The sequence below is a fragment of the Azotobacter chroococcum genome (assembly GCF_004339665.1).
Taxonomy (GTDB): domain Bacteria; phylum Pseudomonadota; class Gammaproteobacteria; order Pseudomonadales; family Pseudomonadaceae; genus Azotobacter; species Azotobacter chroococcum.
This window is the reverse complement of the sequence record NZ_SMMU01000011.1, coordinates 93685-109795: the sequence shown is the minus strand read 5'-3', so window position 1 is coordinate 109795 and position 16111 is coordinate 93685. Positions and strand designations below refer to the sequence as shown.

The window sequence follows — 16111 nt, the reverse complement described above, 5'->3', positions numbered from 1 at the left end:
ATTTTATCGAGCAAATCGACTGGAGATACCGCCATGCAACGCATCCAAGCCCTCTATACCGCCACCGCAACCGCTACCGGCGGCCGTGACGGCCGTGCCGTCTCCTCGGACGGCGTCCTCGACGTGAAGCTGACCACCCCGCGGGAACTGGGCGGCCAGGGTGGCGAGGCCACCAACCCGGAGCAGCTCTTCGCGGCCGGCTACTCGGCCTGCTTCATCGGCGCGCTGAAGTTCGTCGCCAGCCAGAGCCAGCGGCAGATTCCCGCCGACGCCTCGATCACCGGCAAGGTCGGCATCGGTCAGATCCCCGGCGGCTTCGGCCTGGAAGTGGAACTCGACATCCACCTGCCGGGCCTGGAGCGCGCCGTGGCCGAGGAGCTGGTCGCCGCCGCCCACCAGGTCTGCCCCTACTCCAACGCCACCCGCGGCAACATCGAGGTGCGCCTGAACGTCGCCGTCTGAGCCTGCGGCAGGCGGATGCCGGAAACGAAAAAGCCCGGCGCAGGGCCGGGCTTTTGGGGTGCAGCGGGGAGATCAGGCCTTGACGCGGGACTTGTACTCGCCGGTGCGGGTGTCGATCTCGATGAAGTCGCCGATTTCGCAGAAGGCGGAAACCTGCAGCTCGGCACCGTTGTTCAGACGGGCGGTCTTCATCACCTTGCCCGAGGTGTCGCCGCGCACGGCCGGCTCGGTGTAGGAGATCTGGCGCACGATGGTGGTCGGCAGTTCGACGGAGATCACCTTCTCGCCATAGAACACGGCTTCGCAGACATCGGTCATGCCGTCTTCGATGAAGGCCATGACGCCTTCCAGGTCAGCCTTCTCGATCTCGTACTGGTTGAACTCGCCGTCCATGAACACGTACAGCGGGTCGGCGAAGTAGGAGTAGGTCACTTCCTTGCGATCCAGGATGATCGGCTCGAGCTTGTCATCCGCGCGGTACACGGTTTCGGTGCCGGCGCCGGTGAGCAGGTTCTTCAGCTTCATCTTGACCACGGCGGCGTTGCGGCCGGACTTGTTGAACTCGGCCTTCTGGATGACCCAGGGCGAGCCGTTGATGTTGGCGACCTGGCCAGCACGGAATTCTTGAGCGGTTTTCATGCGGTGTATCCGTTTGGATGAATAACGAAAAGCAGGCCGCGTATCATAGCCAATCTGTATAAAATTGCACCAGTGCCGCGGCCAGATCAGGCCTCGCGGCCTGCCGCGCGCACCAGCGCTCGGCATGGGCGCACAGTTCCGGCCACTCGTCCTGCAGCGCCGTCCAGGCCGCGCCCATCTCCTCGCCGGCGTTCCAGGCTCGCCACAGCGCCTGCAGGGCGTCCGCGGCACTCGGCGACAAGCCCTCGAGGTACAGGGCGAGGAAGGCCTCCAGCTTGTCCCAGTGCGCCCCCTCCGCCTGCGGGTAGATCTGCCAGAGCAGCGGCCGCCCGGCCCACTGGGCGCGCAGGAAGGAGTCCTCGCCGCGCACCACGTTGAAGTCGCAGCACCAGAGCAGGCGGTCGTAATCGTCCTGGCGGACGAAGGGCAGCACCTGGATGCGCAGGGCGCCGCGCTGCGCCTGGGCACCGACGGCCAGCGCCGGCATGTCCAGCCAGCGCTGCAGATCGCCGAGGATGCGCCCCTCCGGCACCAGCAGCAGCGTGGGACTGGTGTGCTGTACCAGAGCGTCCAGCCAGCCCGGCAAGGCCGCATTCTCATAGGCGAACAGCGAGACCAGCCGCTCGCCGGGGCGTGCCTGCACGCCGAGCGACTGGAGAAACCCCGCGCGCGCCGCGGCATCGGCCTGGAAGGCCCGGCGCCGCTCGATCAGGCCATGCTCGCGGAGCAGCCCGCCGGTATTTTCGGCAAAGCCGGGAAAGAAGAAGAACTTCTGCAGGCCTTCCGGTTGCAGGGACGGCAGGCCGTGGCAGCCGCCGACCCAATCCTCGGCGCTGAGATACTCCAGGTTCAGCCACAGCACCCGGCGCCCGCAGTTCGCCATGGCCACGACGTGCGCCTCGGGCAGCTGGCAGGCGAAGGCCTCGATGACCACGTCGGCGGGTTCGACCGGCTGCCAGTCCGCCGGCCAGCGGCATATCTCCACCCCCGCCTGCCACTGCCGGGAGGCACTGGCGTCCACCTCGGGACAGAGGCGCACCAGCGCCGCCGGATCGTCGATCCACAGCCTGACCCGCAGGCCGTGCTCGGCCGCCAGCTGGCGGGCCAGACGCCAGGTCACGCCGGCGTCGCCGTAGTTGTCGACGACGCTGCAGAAGATCTCCCAGGAGGCCTGCATGTCCGCTCCTCTCTCCGGAACACAAGGGGGAACGGATTATGCCAGTGGGCCGAGGGGGATGGGTCAAGCGGAGGGCCGCACCGGGGCGGCCGGCGCGAAGGGGGAACAGCAGTGGGCGAGCGGGAAGTGGCGTAACCAGGCCGTCAGGCGGCCTCGCTCCTGCCGAAGAAGCGTTTCATCGAGCGCGACAGCCAGCCGCCGGAGCTGCGGTCACTGGCCAGGCTCTGCATCTGTGCGCGGACCGCACCGACATAGCTGGCGTCCTCTTCCTTGATGTGGCTGAACAGCCAGCGCGACAGCAGTTCCTGCAACTCCTCGGCGACGTCCTCGCCGGCCGCGTAGCGCCCGCGGTAGTCGGACACCCGCTTGATGAAGAGGTCATGGATGCGCTTGTGGGCGCGGCTGAACTGGTAGCCGGCGTCCTCCATCAGCGACTCCTCGAAGGCGAAATGCGACACCGTGTAGTCAACCAGCGCCTCGATCACCACCCCGACCGCCGCCCGGTCCTGACCCTGGGTTTCGTGCAGCTGGTTGATCATCTCGACGATTTGCCGGTGCTGCGCGTCGATCACCTCGATGCCGGTGTTCAGATCGTTGCGCCAGGTCAGATAAGCCACTTCGGTACTCCCCATCTCGAGCGGCATGGATGCCGATGGCGCGCAGGGTAGAGGGAGGCAATCATGATGGCGTTGAGCCAGATCAATCCCCGGCAAACCGCCGCGGCGGGCATCACGGGCGTCCGTACAGCTCCGAAGCCCCCCTGAAGAACACCAGCGCCAGCGCCAGATGGGCACCCAGCAGGGGCAGCACGGCCTGCGCCGCGAGCACCAGGGAGGCCAGCATGAGTCCGCCGGCGATCGCCAGCCAGCCCATGCCGCGCAAGGCCTTGAAGGCCCCCGGTGCGGCGAGCAGACGCACGCCGAGCCAGACCAGCAGACCGCCATAGCCGATCAGCGCGGCGGCATACAGCCAGGCCTGCCAGGCCGCGAGCGGAGCGGACTCGAAGAGCAGTGCGGCGGCCTCCAGCAGCAACCCCAGTGCGACACTCAGCCACACCGGCCAGCCCAGGCCGCGGGCGGCGAAACGCGCCTCGGCGAAGCTCTTCAGGCGCAGCAGCAGGTAATTGCCGAGCAGCACCAAGATCAGGCCGAGCCAGTTGGCATACGCAGCCACCCCGCGCACCCGGGTGAGGCCGCTGAAGGACAGCAGCACGATCACCAGGGTGCCGAGCACCGTGGCCAGGGCGAGCCAGCCGAGCACCCGCAGCTGGGCGGACGACCAGCCGGGCATCGGCGGCGCCCCCGGCGCATCCAGCAGGGCTCCCCGGGGCGGCGCATAGGGGTTATCGTCGCGCAGGCCGGCCGGATCATCGCGCACGGGCCGACTCCTCCGCCGCCAGGACGGATGCCCGGCCCAGGCGGTATCCACAATCCCCGAACCCCACCGACAACCCTGCCTTGCAAGGAGCCTCGATAGTGACCGCAGCCCCGAGGGCAGCCCTTCGCCCGCTGGCCGATTCGTCCCCCTCGGCGATCGTCGCCGGTTTCGTCGCCATGCTCACCGCCTATACCAGTTCCCTGGTGCTGATGTTCCAGGCCGGCCAGGCCGCCGGCCTGAGCGGCGCGCAGATCGCCTCGTGGATCTGGGCGCTGTCGATCGGCATGGCGGTCTGCACCATCGGCCTGTCGCTGCGCTATCGTGCGCCCATCGTGGTCGCCTGGTCGACACCCGGCGCGGCCCTGCTGGTCGGCAGCCTGCCCGGCGTCGGCTACGCCGAGGCGATCGGCGCCTACCTGCTGTGCGCCGCACTGCTCGCCGCGGTCGGCCTGAGCGGCGGCTGCGAACGCCTGATGCGCCGCCTGCCCGCCCCGCTCGCCGCCGCCCTGCTCGCCGGCATCCTGTTCGACATCGGCAGCGAGATCTTCCTCGCCGCCGAGCGGCGCCCCCTGCTGGTCGGCGCGATGTTCTTCGGCTACCTGCTGGCCAAGCGCCTGAACCCGCGCTATGCGGTCCTCGCCGCGCTGCTGATCGGCAGCCTGCTCGCCGCCCTGCTCGGCCTGCTGGATTTCCGCGGCGTCGCGATCCAGCCGGCGCAACCACTGTGGACCACGCCGGGCTTCTCCCTGGAGGCCATGGTGAGCATCGGCATTCCGCTGTTCGTGGTGGCCATGGCCTCGCAGAACATCCCCGGCCTCGTGGTGCTGCGCGCCGACGGCTACCAGGTGCCGGCCTCGCCGCTGATCGCCACGACCGGCCTCGCCTCGCTGCTGCTGGCGCCCTTCGGCGCCCACGGCCTCAACCTGGCGGCCATCAGCGCGGCGATCTGCACCGGCCGCGCCGCCCACGAGGACCCGCAGCGGCGCTACACCGCAGCGCTCTGGTGCGGACTGTTCTACGCCGTCGCCGGCACCTTCGCCGCCACCCTCGCCGCGCTGTTCGCCGCCCTGCCGGGCGAACTGGTGCTGTCGATCGCCGCCCTGGCGCTGTTCGGCTCGATCGGCGGCGGCCTGAGCAGCGCCATGGCCGGGCCCCGCGAACGCGAGGCGGCGCTGGTCACCTTCATGATCAGCGCCTCGGGGATGACCCTGCTGTCGATCGGCGCGGCCTTCTGGGGCCTGCTCGGCGGCGTGCTGACGCTGGCGATCCTCGAATGGCGCAGGCCGGCCTGAACGCCGTCAGCGCAGCTCGGCGACCAGCGCCGCCAGCGCCTGGGCCGGGTCGGCGGCCTGGCTGATCGGCCGGCCGATCACCAGGTAGTCGGAGCCGGCCTCCAGCGCCTGGCGCGGGGTAAGGATGCGCCGCTGATCGTCCTGGGCGCTACCGGCCGGGCGGATGCCCGGGGTCACCAGCTGCAGCCGCGGCTGGGCGGCCTTCAGCGCCGGCGCCTCCTGGGCCGAACAGACCAGCCCGTCCAGCCCGGCCTGCTCGGCCAGCGCGGCCAGGCGCAGGACCTGCTGCTGCGGCTCGACATCCAGGCCGATCCCGGCCAGGTCCTCGCGCTCCATGCTGGTCAGCACGGTCACGCCGATCAGCAGCGGCCGGCGGCCAGCGATGCCGTCCAGGGTCTCGCGGCAGGCGCGCATCATGCGCAGGCCGCCGGAGCAGTGCACGTTGACCATCCACACGCCCAGCTCGGCAGCGGCCTTTACCGCCATCGCCGTGGTGTTCGGGATGTCGTGGAATTTCAGGTCGAGGAACACCTCGAAGCCCTGCCCCTGCAGGGTCTCGACGATCCCCGGGCCGCAGCGGGTGAACAGCTCTTTGCCGACCTTCACCCGGCACTGCGCGGGGTCCAGCCGGGCGGCCAGGGCCAGGGCGGCCTCGCGGCTGGGGAAGTCGAGGGCGACGATGATCGGGGTCAGGCAGGACATGGTGCGGGCTCCAGGCAAATCGCTAGGCGGGCATTGTAGCGGACGCCCTAGGACAAATGTTCCACGGCGAAGGCGAGCATGAAGCCGGCCAGGGTGATCAGTCCGGTCAGCGCGTGGGTGGCCTTGAAGGCCTCGGGAATCAGGGTGTCCACCAGCATGCAGAGCACCGCGCCGGCGGAAAAGCCCAGGGCGAACGCCAGCCAGCCCGGCGACAGGCCGGCGAGAAAGGCCGGGGCGAGCATCGCGGCGAGGCCCGAGAGGACAACGATGGCGCCCCACAGGGCGAACACCTGGCGTCCGCTGCGCCCCTCGGCGCGCAGGCTGGCCGCGCTGGCCAGCCCTTCTGGCAGGTTGGCGAGCAGCACGGCGACCAGCAGCACCAGGCTCGGCCGGCCGTCGCCGAGCAGCCCGAGCCCCAGCGCCAGGGATTCGGGAATGCCGTCGAGAAAGGCCCCGGCGGCGATCAGCAGGCCGACCAGCGAACCCTCGCCGGCGTTCCTGGCGCGATGCTGCGCCTCCAGGCGGTCGAGTCCCTCGTTGGCCAGGACGAAGGCCACGCCGCCGGCCAGCAGACCGGCCAGGGTCGGCCAGAGTCCGCCGAGCCGTTCGGCCTGGGGCAATTGCTCGAAGCACAGGGCGGCGATCAGCACACCGCTGCCGAAGGCCATCACCGCGGCGACGAACCTGTCCGGCAGCGGTGCCCCGAAGCCCAGCCAGGCGCCGAGCAACAACGTGCTCGCCGCCAGCCAGCCCCACAGTCCCGCCTGCAGTATCAGCGATTCCGGCATGCCTTCCCCTCCCTTGGCGGGGCAAGGCTACCCATTTCCCCCTGCGGGCCGCCAGCGCCCTCGTCAGGCGCTCAGGCGCTGGCGCAGGCGAGCCAGCAGCCCCAGCAGGCTGCCGACCTTCTCCCGCTCGCGGGCCTCCTTCGGCGCCTCGGCCAGGCGCGCCGGCGCGGCCGAAGGCTGCGCCCGCCACTGGGCCACCTGCTCGGCGGCGGCCTGCAGGCCCTTGTCGAACAGCCCGCGGCGGACCGGCTTGGGCAGGTAGCGGAAGATCTGCGCCTCGTTGATCAGCCTGAGCAGCGCCTGGGTGTCGCAGAACGGCGTGACCACCAGGCTGAGCAGCCGCGGATGGGCCTGGGCCAGGCTCTTGAGCAGCGGCGCGGTGTCCTCGCCGGCCAGCCTGAGGTCGCTGACCAGCACGTCGACCGGCTCGGCGTTCAACTGCGCCAGCGCCTCGTCGAGGCTGTACGCGCGCAGCAGGCGGTGGCCGCCGGCCGCGCAGAATGCCTCGACGCAGGCCAGGGTATCGGCCGCCTCGTCGAGCAGCAGCACGTTGAGCGCGGCGGCCGGGCAAGGCTGCGCCGGCCGGCTGGTGAGCGGCCCCTGGCGCGCGGCGATCTCCGCGGCCTGGCGCAGGGTCGCGGCCATTTCCTGCGGGTCCCAGGGCTTGGTCAGGTAGCGGAAGATGCCGCCGCCGTTCAGCGCCTCGATCGCCGCGTCCAGGTCCGAATAGCCGGTAAGCAGGATGCGCAGGGTCTGCGGGGCGATCTCCCGCGCCCGGGTGAGCAGTTCCGCGCCGTTCATCTTCGGCATGCGCTGGTCGCAGACGACGATGTGTACCGGCTCGTCCTGCAGGCGCTCTAGGGCGCGCTGCGGATCGCTCTCGGTGAGCACCTCGTAGTGCCGGCGGAACTGCATGGCGAGGCTGCGCAGGATGCGCTCCTCGTCGTCGATGAAAAGAATGCGGATGGGCGGCGTCATGTCAGGCGCTCCGTTGCAGGCTGGCGGCTTGGGTGAGGGGCAGGCGGATCAGGAAGCGCGTGCCCCGTCCGACTTCGGAGGCGACCTGGATGCTGCCGCCATGGTCCTGGATGATCTTGAAGCTGATCGACAGGCCGAGGCCGGTACCCTGGCCGACCGGCTTGGTGGTGTAGAAGGGATCGAAGATGCGCTTGAGGACCTCCGGCGGCATGCCGCAGCCGTCGTCCTGCACCGACAGGCACAGCGCATCCGGCTCGGCCCAGGTCTTGATCAGGATGCGGCCGAGGCGCTCCATCGCCTGGGCGGCGTTGTTGAGCAGGTTGAGCAGCACCTGGTTGATCTGCGAGGGCGCGCAGGCGATGCGCGGCAGCTCGCCGAGCCGGGTCAGCACCTCGACCTTGTCCTTGATACCGTTGCGGGCGATGACCAGGGTGCTGCGCACGCAATCGTTGAGATCGACCTCCTCGCTCATGGCGCGGTCCAGGCGGGCGAAGTCCTTCAGGCCGACCACCAGCTCGCCGATCTGTTCGAGGCCGTAGCGGGTGTCGGAGAACAGCTGCCCGAGGTCGCCGGCGAGCAGCTCCGGGGCGGCCCGCTCGCGGGCCCGGGTGGCGTTCTCCAGGGCACGGGCCAGGGCCTCCTCGTCGGCATCGGCGGCGCCCAGGCAGTCGCCCAGCGCGGCCTGCGCCTCAGCCAGCCCGAACAGCGGCTCGATCAATTCGCGCAGCAGTTCCACGTTGTTCTTCACGTAACCCAGCGGGGTGTTCAGCTCGTGGGCGACGCCGGCGACCATCTGCCCGAGCGAGGCCATCTTCTCCGCCTGCACCAGCTGGGTCTGCGACTCGCGCAGCTCGGTCAGCGCCCGGCGCAGCACGCGGTTGCGCTGGGCGACGCGGACCTCCATGGCCTTCAGCAGGTCGAGCACCGTGCCCAGGCCCTGGTAGCGGCCCGCCCCGTCGACCAGCACGAAGTCCTCGGTGATCGGATACTGCAGCTGACCGGTGATCTGCCGGGCAGCCTCTTCCAGGCCGGTCTCCAGGCTGACGATCAGGGGCTCCGGGTTCATCACGTCGACGACCGGGCGGCGTCCCCAGAGATCGCGGCCGAAACGCTGCATGAAGATGTCCTGCAGCCTGTAACGGCTGACCAGCCCGAGCGGCCGGCCAGCGTCGTCGACCACCGGCAGGGAAAGAAAGGCCTTGTGCTCGGCCGTGAGCAGGCGGTCCGCCACATCGCTTATGCTCATGGTGGCGGGCAGCGCTGCGACGGGCCTGAGCAGAGGGGCAAGGGCGCTGGAGGACATCGGCACGCTCCGTGTTTGCGGAAGGCGCCATTCAAGCAGTATCAAGTTGCCATCATGTGACAGTCGTCACGCTCATGCCGCACAGCCCGCCCCGCCACCACGCAATCTGATACCCCCTGCAACCCGCAGGGGGCCTGCGAGGGAACACGATATGCCCTGGTACGTCTGGCTGATACTGATTCTGGTGTTTGGCTCGGTGATCGGCAGCCTGCTGGCGCTGCGCGACGCGGCGAAGAAGCTGCCCCTGACCAAGGAGCAGCTCGAGCGCATCCGCCAGCGCAACGCCGAGCTGGATGCCAGGGAGCAGCGGGAAAAGGAAAGGTAGGCAGCGGATCGCGCCCGCCGGGCGGCGGGCACGGCAATCAGCGCCCCGCGCCCAGCTTGCCCTCTTCATCGGAGAACACGATCTCCACCCGGCGGTTGCGCGCGCGGCCTTGGTTGGAGGCGTTCTCGGCGACCGGGTAGGCCTCGCCGTAGCCGGCGACCTGGATGCGTTTGCCGTCGACGCCCAGATCCACGAGCATGTCGCGGACCGACTGGGCGCGACCGCGGGACAGTTCGAGGTTGAGCCGGTCGTCGCCCTGGGTGTCGGTATAGCCCTCGATGCGCACCACGCGGCGCTGGTTGAGGCGCAGGAACCTGGCCACCTGCAGCACGGTGCGCGTCGCCGCCGAGCGCAGCTCCACCTGCCCGCTATCGAACAGCACATCGCCCAGGGTCATCACCAGACCGCGCTCGGTTTCGGTGGCGGCCTGGCCGAGCAGCTGTTCCTCGAGCCATTGCCCCTGTTGTTCGGCATTCAGCAGGCGGGCCTCGCTCAGGGCCAGCTGCAGGCGATCGCGCTCCTTCTCCAGCTGGGCGACGCGCTCGGCGGCCTGGCGCTGCGCGCCATGCTCGCGGGCGATCTGGCCATAGCGCCGGCTCAGATAGGCATAGTGGAGGACATCCTCCTCGCTGCCCAGATAGCTGGAGAAGCGCTCGGCCCGCCCCAGCGACTCCTCGGCCCGCGCCAGGTCCTTCTCGGCGCTGAGCCGCACCGCCGGATCGGTGCGGATGGCCAGCAGCTCGGCGTGCGCCTCGTCCAGGGTTCGCCGCGTCTCCGGCGAGGTGGTGGCGCAACCGCCCAGCAGCGCCAGGGCCAGCAGGCCGAACGGGAAAGCATGCGGCCCCTTCATCAGAGTTCCCCCAGTTGCTGGCGCAGCACGCCGATCTGCTGCTCGACTTCGCTCACCTGCTTGTTGCTCTTGCGGGTCAGCAGCTGTGCCTCGGCCAGACGCGCATCCAGCTCGGCCTGTTCGGCCAGCATGCGCGCCTGCTTGTGATGGCCGGCGGCCAGCGCGGCCCCGACCTGCTCGAACTTGCCCTGCGCCAGGGCCAGCTCGGTCTGCTCCGCGTCGGCGCCGACGGCGCGGGCCTGCACCAGCGCCTGCTCGCTCAGGCGCAGCTGCTCGTGCGGCGCGGGATCACTGGCGCAGCCGGCCACGACGAGGAAAAGCAGGGCAACGGAAAAACGTGCGCTATTCACGAATGGATTCCTACTTGGCAGCGGGTGAAGACGGCAAGCCCTGCGCCTTCCAGCGCGCGGCATTGCGTTGCAACAGGCTTTCCACCAGCCCGGCGGCGTTCAGCTCGGCCAGCCGGGCCGCCAGCCGGGCACGCAGCGCCGGCTCGTTGCAGGCGGAGTCGCGTCCCACGGCCAGATACAGTCCTTCGCTGACCAGCGGCGGCAGCAGCGGCTGGATCTCCGCCTGCATACCCAGCGCCTCGGCGGCGGCCCGGACGGCATACGGCTCCCCGAGCAGATAGGCGACCTCGCCCCGCTGCAGCTTCTTCAGGGCTTCGGCCAGGGTCGGCAGTTCCTCGAGCGGCAGGGAGGTGCCGGACAGCGGCTCGAACTCGCGGGCCAAGCGGCCATCGGCCAAGGCCGCGCCCTGGTGAGTGTACAGGTCGCTCCAGCCTTCATAGGGGAAGACCCGGTCCCTGTGCACCCAGACCACCGCGGACTGCACGAAGAGCGCCGGCTCGATGAAGTCCAGCGACTCCAGGCGGGCGGCGCTGGGGAAGCTGCCGACCAGCAGGTCGATGCGGCCGCTCGCCACGTTCGCCTCGGCACGCTCCCGGGAACGGGAGCGGATCAGGTCGATCCTGAGCTCCAGCGCCTTGGCCAGCAGCTCGAGCAGGTCGGCGCTGGCGCCGATCAGTTGCCCGGGATTCTGCGGATCGCGCCAGAGATAGGGCGGCTGGTCGGGGTCGCCGGTGGCGACCAGCCGCTCGCAGGTGCCGGCCGCGACCGCCATGGGCGACAGCAGGCCGGCCAGCGCCAGCAGCGCGGCAAGGAAACGGTTCTGCATGGAATTTCCGCAGGGGCGTGGTTGGAGAGTTGCCGGCCCCAGTTGCAAGAAGCCCGCTCGGTGAGCGGGCTTCGGGTCCGGCCGGCGAGCGGTCAGAGCTGCTTTTCCAGCTCCGGCACGACTTCGAACAGATCCGCCACCAGGCCGTAGTCGGCCACCTGGAAGATCGGCGCCTCGGCGTCCTTGTTGATCGCCACGATCACCTTCGAGTCCTTCATCCCCGCCAGGTGCTGGATCGCCCCGGAGATGCCCACCGCGATGTACAGGTCCGGCGCGACGATCTTGCCGGTCTGCCCGACCTGCATGTCGTTCGGCGCAAAACCCGCATCCACCGCGGCGCGCGAGGCGCCCACCGCCGCCCCCAGCTTGTCCGCCAGCGCGTACAGCAGCCCGAAGTTCTCCCCGCTTTGCAGGCCGCGCCCGCCGGAGATCACCACCCGCGCCGAGGTCAGCTCCGGACGGTCCGACTTGGCCAGCTCCTCGCCGACGAAGCTCGAGGTGCCCGCCTCGCCCGCACCGGCCAGCGCCTCGATGGACGCGCTGCCGCCCTCGCCCGCCGCCGCGTCGAAGGCGGTGGCGCGCACGCTGATCACCTTGATCGGCGCGCTGGACTGCACGGTGGCGATGGCGTTGCCGGCGTAGATCGGCCGCTTGAAGGTGTCGGCGCTTTCCACCGCGACGATCTCGGAGATCTGCTCGACGTCGAGCAGTGCGGCGACGCGCGGCAGGTAGTTCTTGCCGTTGGTCGAGGCCGGCGCCAGCACGTGGCTGTACCCCTTGGCCAGACCGGCGATCAGCGGCGCGACGTTCTCCGCCAGCAGGTGGGCGTAGGCCGCGTCGTCGGCGACCAGCACCTTGGCCACCCCGGCGATCTTCGCGGCGCTCTCGGCGACGGCACTGCAGCCGCTGCCGGCCACCAGCACATGGAGGTCGCCGCCGATCTGCTGTGCAGCCGCGACGGTGTTCAGGGTCGCGGCCGCCAGTACCGCGTTGTCGTGTTCAGCGATTACCAGGATTGCCATCTCAGATCACCTTCGCCTCGTTCTTCAGCTTCTCCACCAGCTCGGCCACCGAGCCCACCTTGATGCCGGCCTGCCGCTCGGCCGGCGCCTCGACCTTGAGGGTCTTCAGGGTGGAGGCGACGGATACGCCCAGATCCGCGGGCGTGACCGTCTCCAGCGGCTTCTTCTTGGCCTTCATGATGTTCGGCAAGGAAGCGTAGCGCGGCTCGTTCAGGCGCAGGTCGGTGGTGACGATGGCCGGCAGGGCCAGCTCCAGGGTCTGCAGGCCGCCGTCGATCTCGCGGACGACCTTGAGTTTGTCGCCGGACAGCTCGAGCTTGGAGGCGAAGGTGCCCTGGGCGTAGCCGGTCAGCGCGGCGAGCATCTGCCCGGTCTGGTTGTTGTCGCTGTCGATGGCCTGCTTGCCGGTGATGACCAGCTGCGGCTGCTCCTTGTCGACCACCGCCTTGAGCAGCTTGGCCACCGCCAGGGAACCGAGTTCCTCGTCGGTCTCGATCAGGAGGGCGCGGTCGGCGCCGAGGGCCAGGGCGGTGCGCAGCTGCTCCTGAGCCTGGGCCGGGCCGACGGACACGGCGACGATCTCCGTGGCGATGCCGCGCTCCTTCAGGCGCACCGCTTCTTCCACGGCGATCTCGCAGAAGGGGTTCATCGACATCTTGACGTTGGCCAGGTCGACGCCGGAGCCATCGGCCTTGACGCGGACCTTGACGTTGTAGTCGACCACTCGTTTGACAGCTACAAGAACCTTCATGGATTCCTCGTTCTCTCCGGTAGATGGAATGTCGCCAAGGCAAGCAATGGCCTGTGGTTGACGGCCGGAGCCGACGTCAGCCCCCTGCGGCGAGCATGAAACGGGCCGTATCTTGACCGCAGGGCACCGCCCGGTCAACCGAGAGCGGCCTGGCTTTCCGGGGCTCCGGCAGCCGCCTGCGGGGCAGTTCGCCGCCGTCTTTGCATTGGTCCGCCCCGAGGGCTCGGATATATAATGGCCGACCCCCATCCGGGAACACGCGAAGAGAGCCCCGAGCAGGAGATATCTGTGGAACGCGAATACATGGAATTCGACGTCGTCATCGTCGGCGCCGGTCCGGCCGGTCTGTCCGCCGCCTGTCGGCTGAAGCAGCAGGCCGCCGAGGCTGGTCAGGAGATCAGCGTGTGCGTGGTCGAGAAGGGTTCCGAAGTCGGCGCCCACATCCTCTCCGGTGCCGTCTTCGAGCCGCGCGCCCTGAACGAACTCTTCCCGAACTGGAAGGAGCTGGGCGCCCCGCTGAACACCCCGGTCAAACGCGACGACATCTACCTGTTCAAGAGCGCCGAGAAGGCCACCAGGCTGCCGAATGCCCTCGTGCCCAAGACCATGCACAACGAGGGCAACTACATCATCTCCCTGGGCAACCTGTGCCGCTGGCTGGCGCAGCAGGCCGAAGCCATGGGCGTCGAGATCTACCCGGGCTTCGCCGCCCAGGAGGCGCTGATCGACGAGAGCGGCGTGGTGCGCGGCATCGTCACCGGCGACCTGGGCGTCGACCGCGAAGGCAAGCCGAAGGACGGCTACTACACTCCCGGCATGGAGTTGCGCGGCAAGTACACCCTGTTCGCCGAGGGCTGCCGCGGCCACATCGGCAAGCAGCTGATCGCCCGCTTCCAGCTGGACGAAGAGGCCGATGCCCAGCACTACGGCATCGGCATCAAGGAAATCTGGGACGTCGAACCGACCCGCCACGAGCAGGGCCTGGTGGTGCACACCGCCGGCTGGCCGCTGGACGACGAGAACCCGGGCGGCTCCTTCCTCTATCATCTGGAGAACGGCCAGGTGGTGGTCGGCCTGATCGTCGACCTGTCCTACAGCAACCCCTTCCTGTCGCCCTTCGACGAGTTCCAGCGCTACAAGCACCACCCGGTGATCGCCCAGTACCTGCAAGGCGGCAAGCGGGTGTCCTACGGCGCCCGCGCCATCTGCAAGGGCGGTCTGAACTCGCTGCCGAAGATGGTCTTCCCCGGCGGCGCGCTGATCGGCTGCGACCTGGGCACCCTGAACTTCGCCAAGATCAAGGGCAGCCACACCGCGATGAAGTCCGGCATGCTGGCCGCCGACGCCGTCCTTGCCGCCCTCGCCGGCGGCAGCCAGGGCGGCGACGAGCTGAACGGCTACGTCGAGTCGTTCAAGTCCAGCTGGCTGTACGAGGAGCTGTTCCGCAGCCGCAACTTCGGCGCCGCCATCCACAAGTTCGGCGCGCTGGCCGGCGGGGCCTTCAACTTCATCGACCAGAACCTGTTCGGCGGCAAGATCCCGTTCACCCTGCACGACGACAAGCCGGACCACGCCTGCCTGAAGCTGGCCTCCGAGGCGAAGCGGATCGAGTATCCCAAGCCGGACGGCAAGCTCAGCTTCGACAAGCTCAGCTCGGTGTTCCTCTCCAACACCAACCACGAGGAAGACCAGCCCTGCCACCTGCGGCTGACCGACCCGAGCATCCCGATCACCCGCAACCTGCCGCTGTACGACGAGCCGGCGCAGCGCTACTGCCCGGCCGGCGTCTACGAGGTGGTGAACCAGGACGACGGCAGCCCGCGCTTCCAGATCAACGCGCAGAACTGCGTGCACTGCAAGACCTGCGACATCAAGGACCCGGCCCAGAACATCACCTGGGTGGCCCCGGAAGGCGCTGGCGGGCCGAACTATCCCAACATGTAAGCGAAACCATCGAGGCTCCTTCGGGAGCCTCGAACGTTTCTCCCCCTACCAGAGCTTCCATGTGTAATCGACGTTGACCCGCGTCTCGTTGTCGTCGCGCATCGTCGCATTGGGCGCGAAGCTGTTCTGGTAGCGCGAGTTGCGCAGGCGCAGCGCCACGTTCTTCAACGGCCCCGACTGCACCACGTAGGACAGCTCCAGGTAGCGCTCGGTCTCCTCCCGGTCCTGCCCACCGAGGCGCTCCGGCAGCTCGGCGTTGGTGCCCTTCATGAAGCGCGCCACCCCGATCAGCCCGGGCAGCCCGGCCGCGGCGAAGTCGTATTCGTAGCGCACGTGCCAGAAGTGCTCGTCGGCATTGAGGAATTCCGAGCTGATCGCGTACTCGGAGATCAGGTGCGGCTCCGAGCCGGCGATGTAGGGCATCGCCGAGTCGCCGCTGGACAGCGCGCCGCCCACCGTCAGCCGGTGCCCGCCCAGCTTGTAGCCGAAGTTCAGGCCGACGTACTGGTTGTCGACCGAGCCGGCCTTGCCGTCGCCCTCCTCGTCGCTGAGGAAGTAGCGGAAGTCGATCTTGAACTCGCCCGGCCCGAGCTTGAACTGGTGGATCGCGCCCAGGTAGTTCTGCTGGTAGATCTCGTCGAGACGGGCGTGGTAGTAGCTCAGGGTCAGCTCTTTCGTCAGCGCGTAGTCGCCGCCGAGGAAGATGAACTCGTCGGACTCGGCGGTGCCGTCGAAGCGGCCGTTGGGCGCGGCGATGGTGATCTTCTGGTAGTCGGTGGAGTCGCGCTGGTTCATGCGGTTCAGGTAGCCGCCCTGGAAGCTCAGGCCGGGGATGTCCTGGGAGCGCAGGTGGCCGCCGCGGAAGGTCTGCCAGAGCAGCCGGGCCGGGCTGCTGATCAAGATCGGCAGGCGCGGCATCACGGTGCCGACATGCAGTTCGGTCTTCGAGTAGCGGACCTTGCCGGTGATGCCCAGCTCGGAATACTCCTGCGCGGCCTCGCCGCTACCGCGCTGGACCGGCAGCAGGCCGGTGCCGACCCTATCGCGCGAGGAGTCGAGCTGGACGCCGAGCATGCCCTGCAGGTCGAGGCCGAAGCCGACCGGGCCTTCGGTGAAGCCGGACTTGATGTTGAGGATGAAACCCTGCGCCCACTCGCGGCGCGCGGATACGTTGCTTTCGCCCTTGTAGTCGCGGTCGAAGTAGAAGTTGCGCAGGGTCAGGCTGCCCTGGCTGTCCTCGATGAAGCCAGCGCCCAGTGCCGTTCCCTGGGCGAGCAGCAGCAGGGCTGCGCCGGCCGCGCCCCGTCTTGTGTCGAGCATGTCGG

The 16111-nt window shown here is 69.1% G+C and carries 18 protein-coding genes; 4 read left to right on the top strand and 14 right to left on the bottom strand.

Going from position 1 to position 16111, the window contains the following annotated elements; all coding sequences use genetic code 11:
• The first annotated feature begins 33 nt into the window (after window positions 1-33).
• Window positions 34-462 (top strand): organic hydroperoxide resistance protein, encoded by a 429-nt coding sequence (locus tag EV691_RS11705; RefSeq protein WP_089167575.1) that lies wholly within the window; start codon window positions 34-36, stop codon window positions 460-462.
• Window positions 463-534: 72 nt separating this feature from the next.
• Here EV691_RS11705 and efp read toward each other — a convergent pair whose 3' ends face one another.
• From efp to EV691_RS11685, 4 genes are all read right to left on the bottom strand, one after another.
• The gene (gene efp, locus EV691_RS11700) at window positions 535-1101 is read right to left on the bottom strand and encodes an elongation factor P (protein WP_039805301.1); all 567 of its coding nucleotides are present in this window, start codon (window positions 1099-1101) and stop codon (window positions 535-537) included.
• Between the two features lie 43 nt (window positions 1102-1144).
• Entirely contained in the window at window positions 1145-2278 is a 1134-nt protein-coding gene (gene earP, locus EV691_RS11695) for an elongation factor P maturation arginine rhamnosyltransferase EarP (protein WP_131297146.1), read from the bottom strand.
• 143 nt (window positions 2279-2421) lie between these two features.
• Complete coding sequence (locus tag EV691_RS11690) at window positions 2422-2895, bottom strand: bacteriohemerythrin (RefSeq protein WP_039808003.1); 474 nt, start codon at window positions 2893-2895, stop codon at window positions 2422-2424.
• Window positions 2896-3007: 112 nt separating this feature from the next.
• The gene (locus EV691_RS11685; protein WP_377802234.1) at window positions 3008-3655 is read right to left on the bottom strand and encodes a hypothetical protein; all 648 of its coding nucleotides are present in this window, start codon (window positions 3653-3655) and stop codon (window positions 3008-3010) included.
• Window positions 3656-3753: 98 nt separating this feature from the next.
• Here EV691_RS11685 and EV691_RS11680 point away from each other — a divergent pair, with 98 nt between their 5' ends.
• Window positions 3754-4947 carry a benzoate/H(+) symporter BenE family transporter gene (locus EV691_RS11680; protein WP_131297144.1) on the top strand — a complete coding sequence of 398 codons (1194 nt, stop codon included), beginning with the start codon at window positions 3754-3756 and terminating at the stop codon, window positions 4945-4947.
• Between the two features lie 6 nt (window positions 4948-4953).
• Here the strand turns inward: EV691_RS11680 and pyrF are convergent, their stop codons facing one another.
• The 4 genes from pyrF to EV691_RS11660 all read right to left on the bottom strand — a co-directional run bounded on the left by pyrF (window position 4954) and on the right by EV691_RS11660 (window position 8718).
• On the bottom strand, window positions 4954-5649 hold the full coding sequence (pyrF, locus tag EV691_RS11675; RefSeq protein ID WP_131297142.1) for an orotidine-5'-phosphate decarboxylase: 696 nt from the start codon (window positions 5647-5649) through the stop codon (window positions 4954-4956).
• A gap of 47 nt (window positions 5650-5696) precedes the next feature.
• Window positions 5697-6437, bottom strand: coding sequence for a ZIP family metal transporter (locus EV691_RS11670; RefSeq protein ID WP_131297140.1), 741 nt, complete (start codon window positions 6435-6437; stop codon window positions 5697-5699).
• A gap of 63 nt (window positions 6438-6500) precedes the next feature.
• On the bottom strand, window positions 6501-7415 hold the full coding sequence (locus EV691_RS11665; protein ID WP_131297138.1) for a response regulator: 915 nt from the start codon (window positions 7413-7415) through the stop codon (window positions 6501-6503).
• A 1-nt stretch (window position 7416) separates the two neighbouring features.
• Window positions 7417-8718: a sensor histidine kinase gene (locus tag EV691_RS11660; protein WP_131297136.1), complete on the bottom strand. Its 1302-nt coding sequence runs from the start codon at window positions 8716-8718 to the stop codon at window positions 7417-7419.
• Window positions 8719-8869: 151 nt separating this feature from the next.
• Here EV691_RS11660 and EV691_RS11655 point away from each other — a divergent pair, with 151 nt between their 5' ends.
• Window positions 8870-9043, top strand: a complete 174-nt coding sequence (locus EV691_RS11655; protein ID WP_082045468.1) for a DUF2897 family protein — start codon at window positions 8870-8872, stop codon at window positions 9041-9043.
• Window positions 9044-9080: 37 nt separating this feature from the next.
• Here the strand turns inward: EV691_RS11655 and EV691_RS11650 are convergent, their stop codons facing one another.
• From EV691_RS11650 to EV691_RS11630, 5 genes are all read right to left on the bottom strand, one after another.
• Complete coding sequence (locus EV691_RS11650) at window positions 9081-9893, bottom strand: OmpA family protein (protein ID WP_131297134.1); 813 nt, start codon at window positions 9891-9893, stop codon at window positions 9081-9083.
• Window positions 9893-10243, bottom strand: coding sequence for a DUF4398 domain-containing protein (locus EV691_RS11645; RefSeq protein WP_131297132.1), 351 nt, complete (start codon window positions 10241-10243; stop codon window positions 9893-9895). The genes EV691_RS11650 and EV691_RS11645 overlap by 1 nt, the downstream gene beginning before the upstream one ends.
• Window positions 10244-10253: 10 nt before the next feature.
• Window positions 10254-11069 carry a substrate-binding periplasmic protein gene (locus EV691_RS11640; RefSeq protein WP_131297130.1) on the bottom strand — a complete coding sequence of 272 codons (816 nt, stop codon included), beginning with the start codon at window positions 11067-11069 and terminating at the stop codon, window positions 10254-10256.
• Window positions 11070-11161: 92 nt separating this feature from the next.
• Window positions 11162-12091 carry an electron transfer flavoprotein subunit alpha/FixB family protein gene (locus EV691_RS11635; RefSeq protein WP_131297127.1) on the bottom strand — a complete coding sequence of 310 codons (930 nt, stop codon included), beginning with the start codon at window positions 12089-12091 and terminating at the stop codon, window positions 11162-11164.
• A gap of 1 nt (window position 12092) precedes the next feature.
• Window positions 12093-12842, bottom strand: a complete 750-nt coding sequence (locus EV691_RS11630; RefSeq protein WP_131297124.1) for an electron transfer flavoprotein subunit beta/FixA family protein — start codon at window positions 12840-12842, stop codon at window positions 12093-12095.
• A 288-nt stretch (window positions 12843-13130) separates the two neighbouring features.
• Between EV691_RS11630 and EV691_RS11620 the strand changes: the two genes are divergently transcribed.
• Window positions 13131-14786: an electron transfer flavoprotein-ubiquinone oxidoreductase gene (locus EV691_RS11620; protein ID WP_131297116.1), complete on the top strand. Its 1656-nt coding sequence runs from the start codon at window positions 13131-13133 to the stop codon at window positions 14784-14786.
• A gap of 45 nt (window positions 14787-14831) precedes the next feature.
• Here EV691_RS11620 and EV691_RS11615 read toward each other — a convergent pair whose 3' ends face one another.
• On the bottom strand, window positions 14832-16106 hold the full coding sequence (locus EV691_RS11615; RefSeq protein ID WP_131297114.1) for an OprD family porin: 1275 nt from the start codon (window positions 16104-16106) through the stop codon (window positions 14832-14834).
• Between the last annotated feature and the right edge of the window lie 5 nt (window positions 16107-16111).

What these genes read in the sequence shown, in the direction of transcription:
- EV691_RS11705 (WP_089167575.1), top strand. Translation starts at nt 34, where the DNA reads ATGCAACGCATCCAAGCCCTCTATACCGCCACCGCAACCGCTACCGGC.
- efp (WP_039805301.1), bottom strand. Translation starts at nt 1,101, where the DNA reads ATGAAAACCGCTCAAGAATTCCGTGCTGGCCAGGTCGCCAACATCAAC.
- earP (WP_131297146.1), bottom strand. Translation starts at nt 2,278, where the DNA reads ATGCAGGCCTCCTGGGAGATCTTCTGCAGCGTCGTCGACAACTACGGC.
- pyrF (WP_131297142.1), bottom strand. Translation starts at nt 5,649, where the DNA reads ATGTCCTGCCTGACCCCGATCATCGTCGCCCTCGACTTCCCCAGCCGC.
- EV691_RS11670 (WP_131297140.1), bottom strand. Translation starts at nt 6,437, where the DNA reads ATGCCGGAATCGCTGATACTGCAGGCGGGACTGTGGGGCTGGCTGGCG.
- EV691_RS11665 (WP_131297138.1), bottom strand. Translation starts at nt 7,415, where the DNA reads ATGACGCCGCCCATCCGCATTCTTTTCATCGACGACGAGGAGCGCATC.
- EV691_RS11660 (WP_131297136.1), bottom strand. Translation starts at nt 8,718, where the DNA reads ATGTCCTCCAGCGCCCTTGCCCCTCTGCTCAGGCCCGTCGCAGCGCTG.
- EV691_RS11655 (WP_082045468.1), top strand. Translation starts at nt 8,870, where the DNA reads ATGCCCTGGTACGTCTGGCTGATACTGATTCTGGTGTTTGGCTCGGTG.
- EV691_RS11650 (WP_131297134.1), bottom strand. Translation starts at nt 9,893, where the DNA reads ATGAAGGGGCCGCATGCTTTCCCGTTCGGCCTGCTGGCCCTGGCGCTG.
- EV691_RS11640 (WP_131297130.1), bottom strand. Translation starts at nt 11,069, where the DNA reads ATGCAGAACCGTTTCCTTGCCGCGCTGCTGGCGCTGGCCGGCCTGCTG.
- EV691_RS11635 (WP_131297127.1), bottom strand. Translation starts at nt 12,091, where the DNA reads ATGGCAATCCTGGTAATCGCTGAACACGACAACGCGGTACTGGCGGCC.
- EV691_RS11630 (WP_131297124.1), bottom strand. Translation starts at nt 12,842, where the DNA reads ATGAAGGTTCTTGTAGCTGTCAAACGAGTGGTCGACTACAACGTCAAG.
- EV691_RS11615 (WP_131297114.1), bottom strand. Translation starts at nt 16,106, where the DNA reads ATGCTCGACACAAGACGGGGCGCGGCCGGCGCAGCCCTGCTGCTGCTC.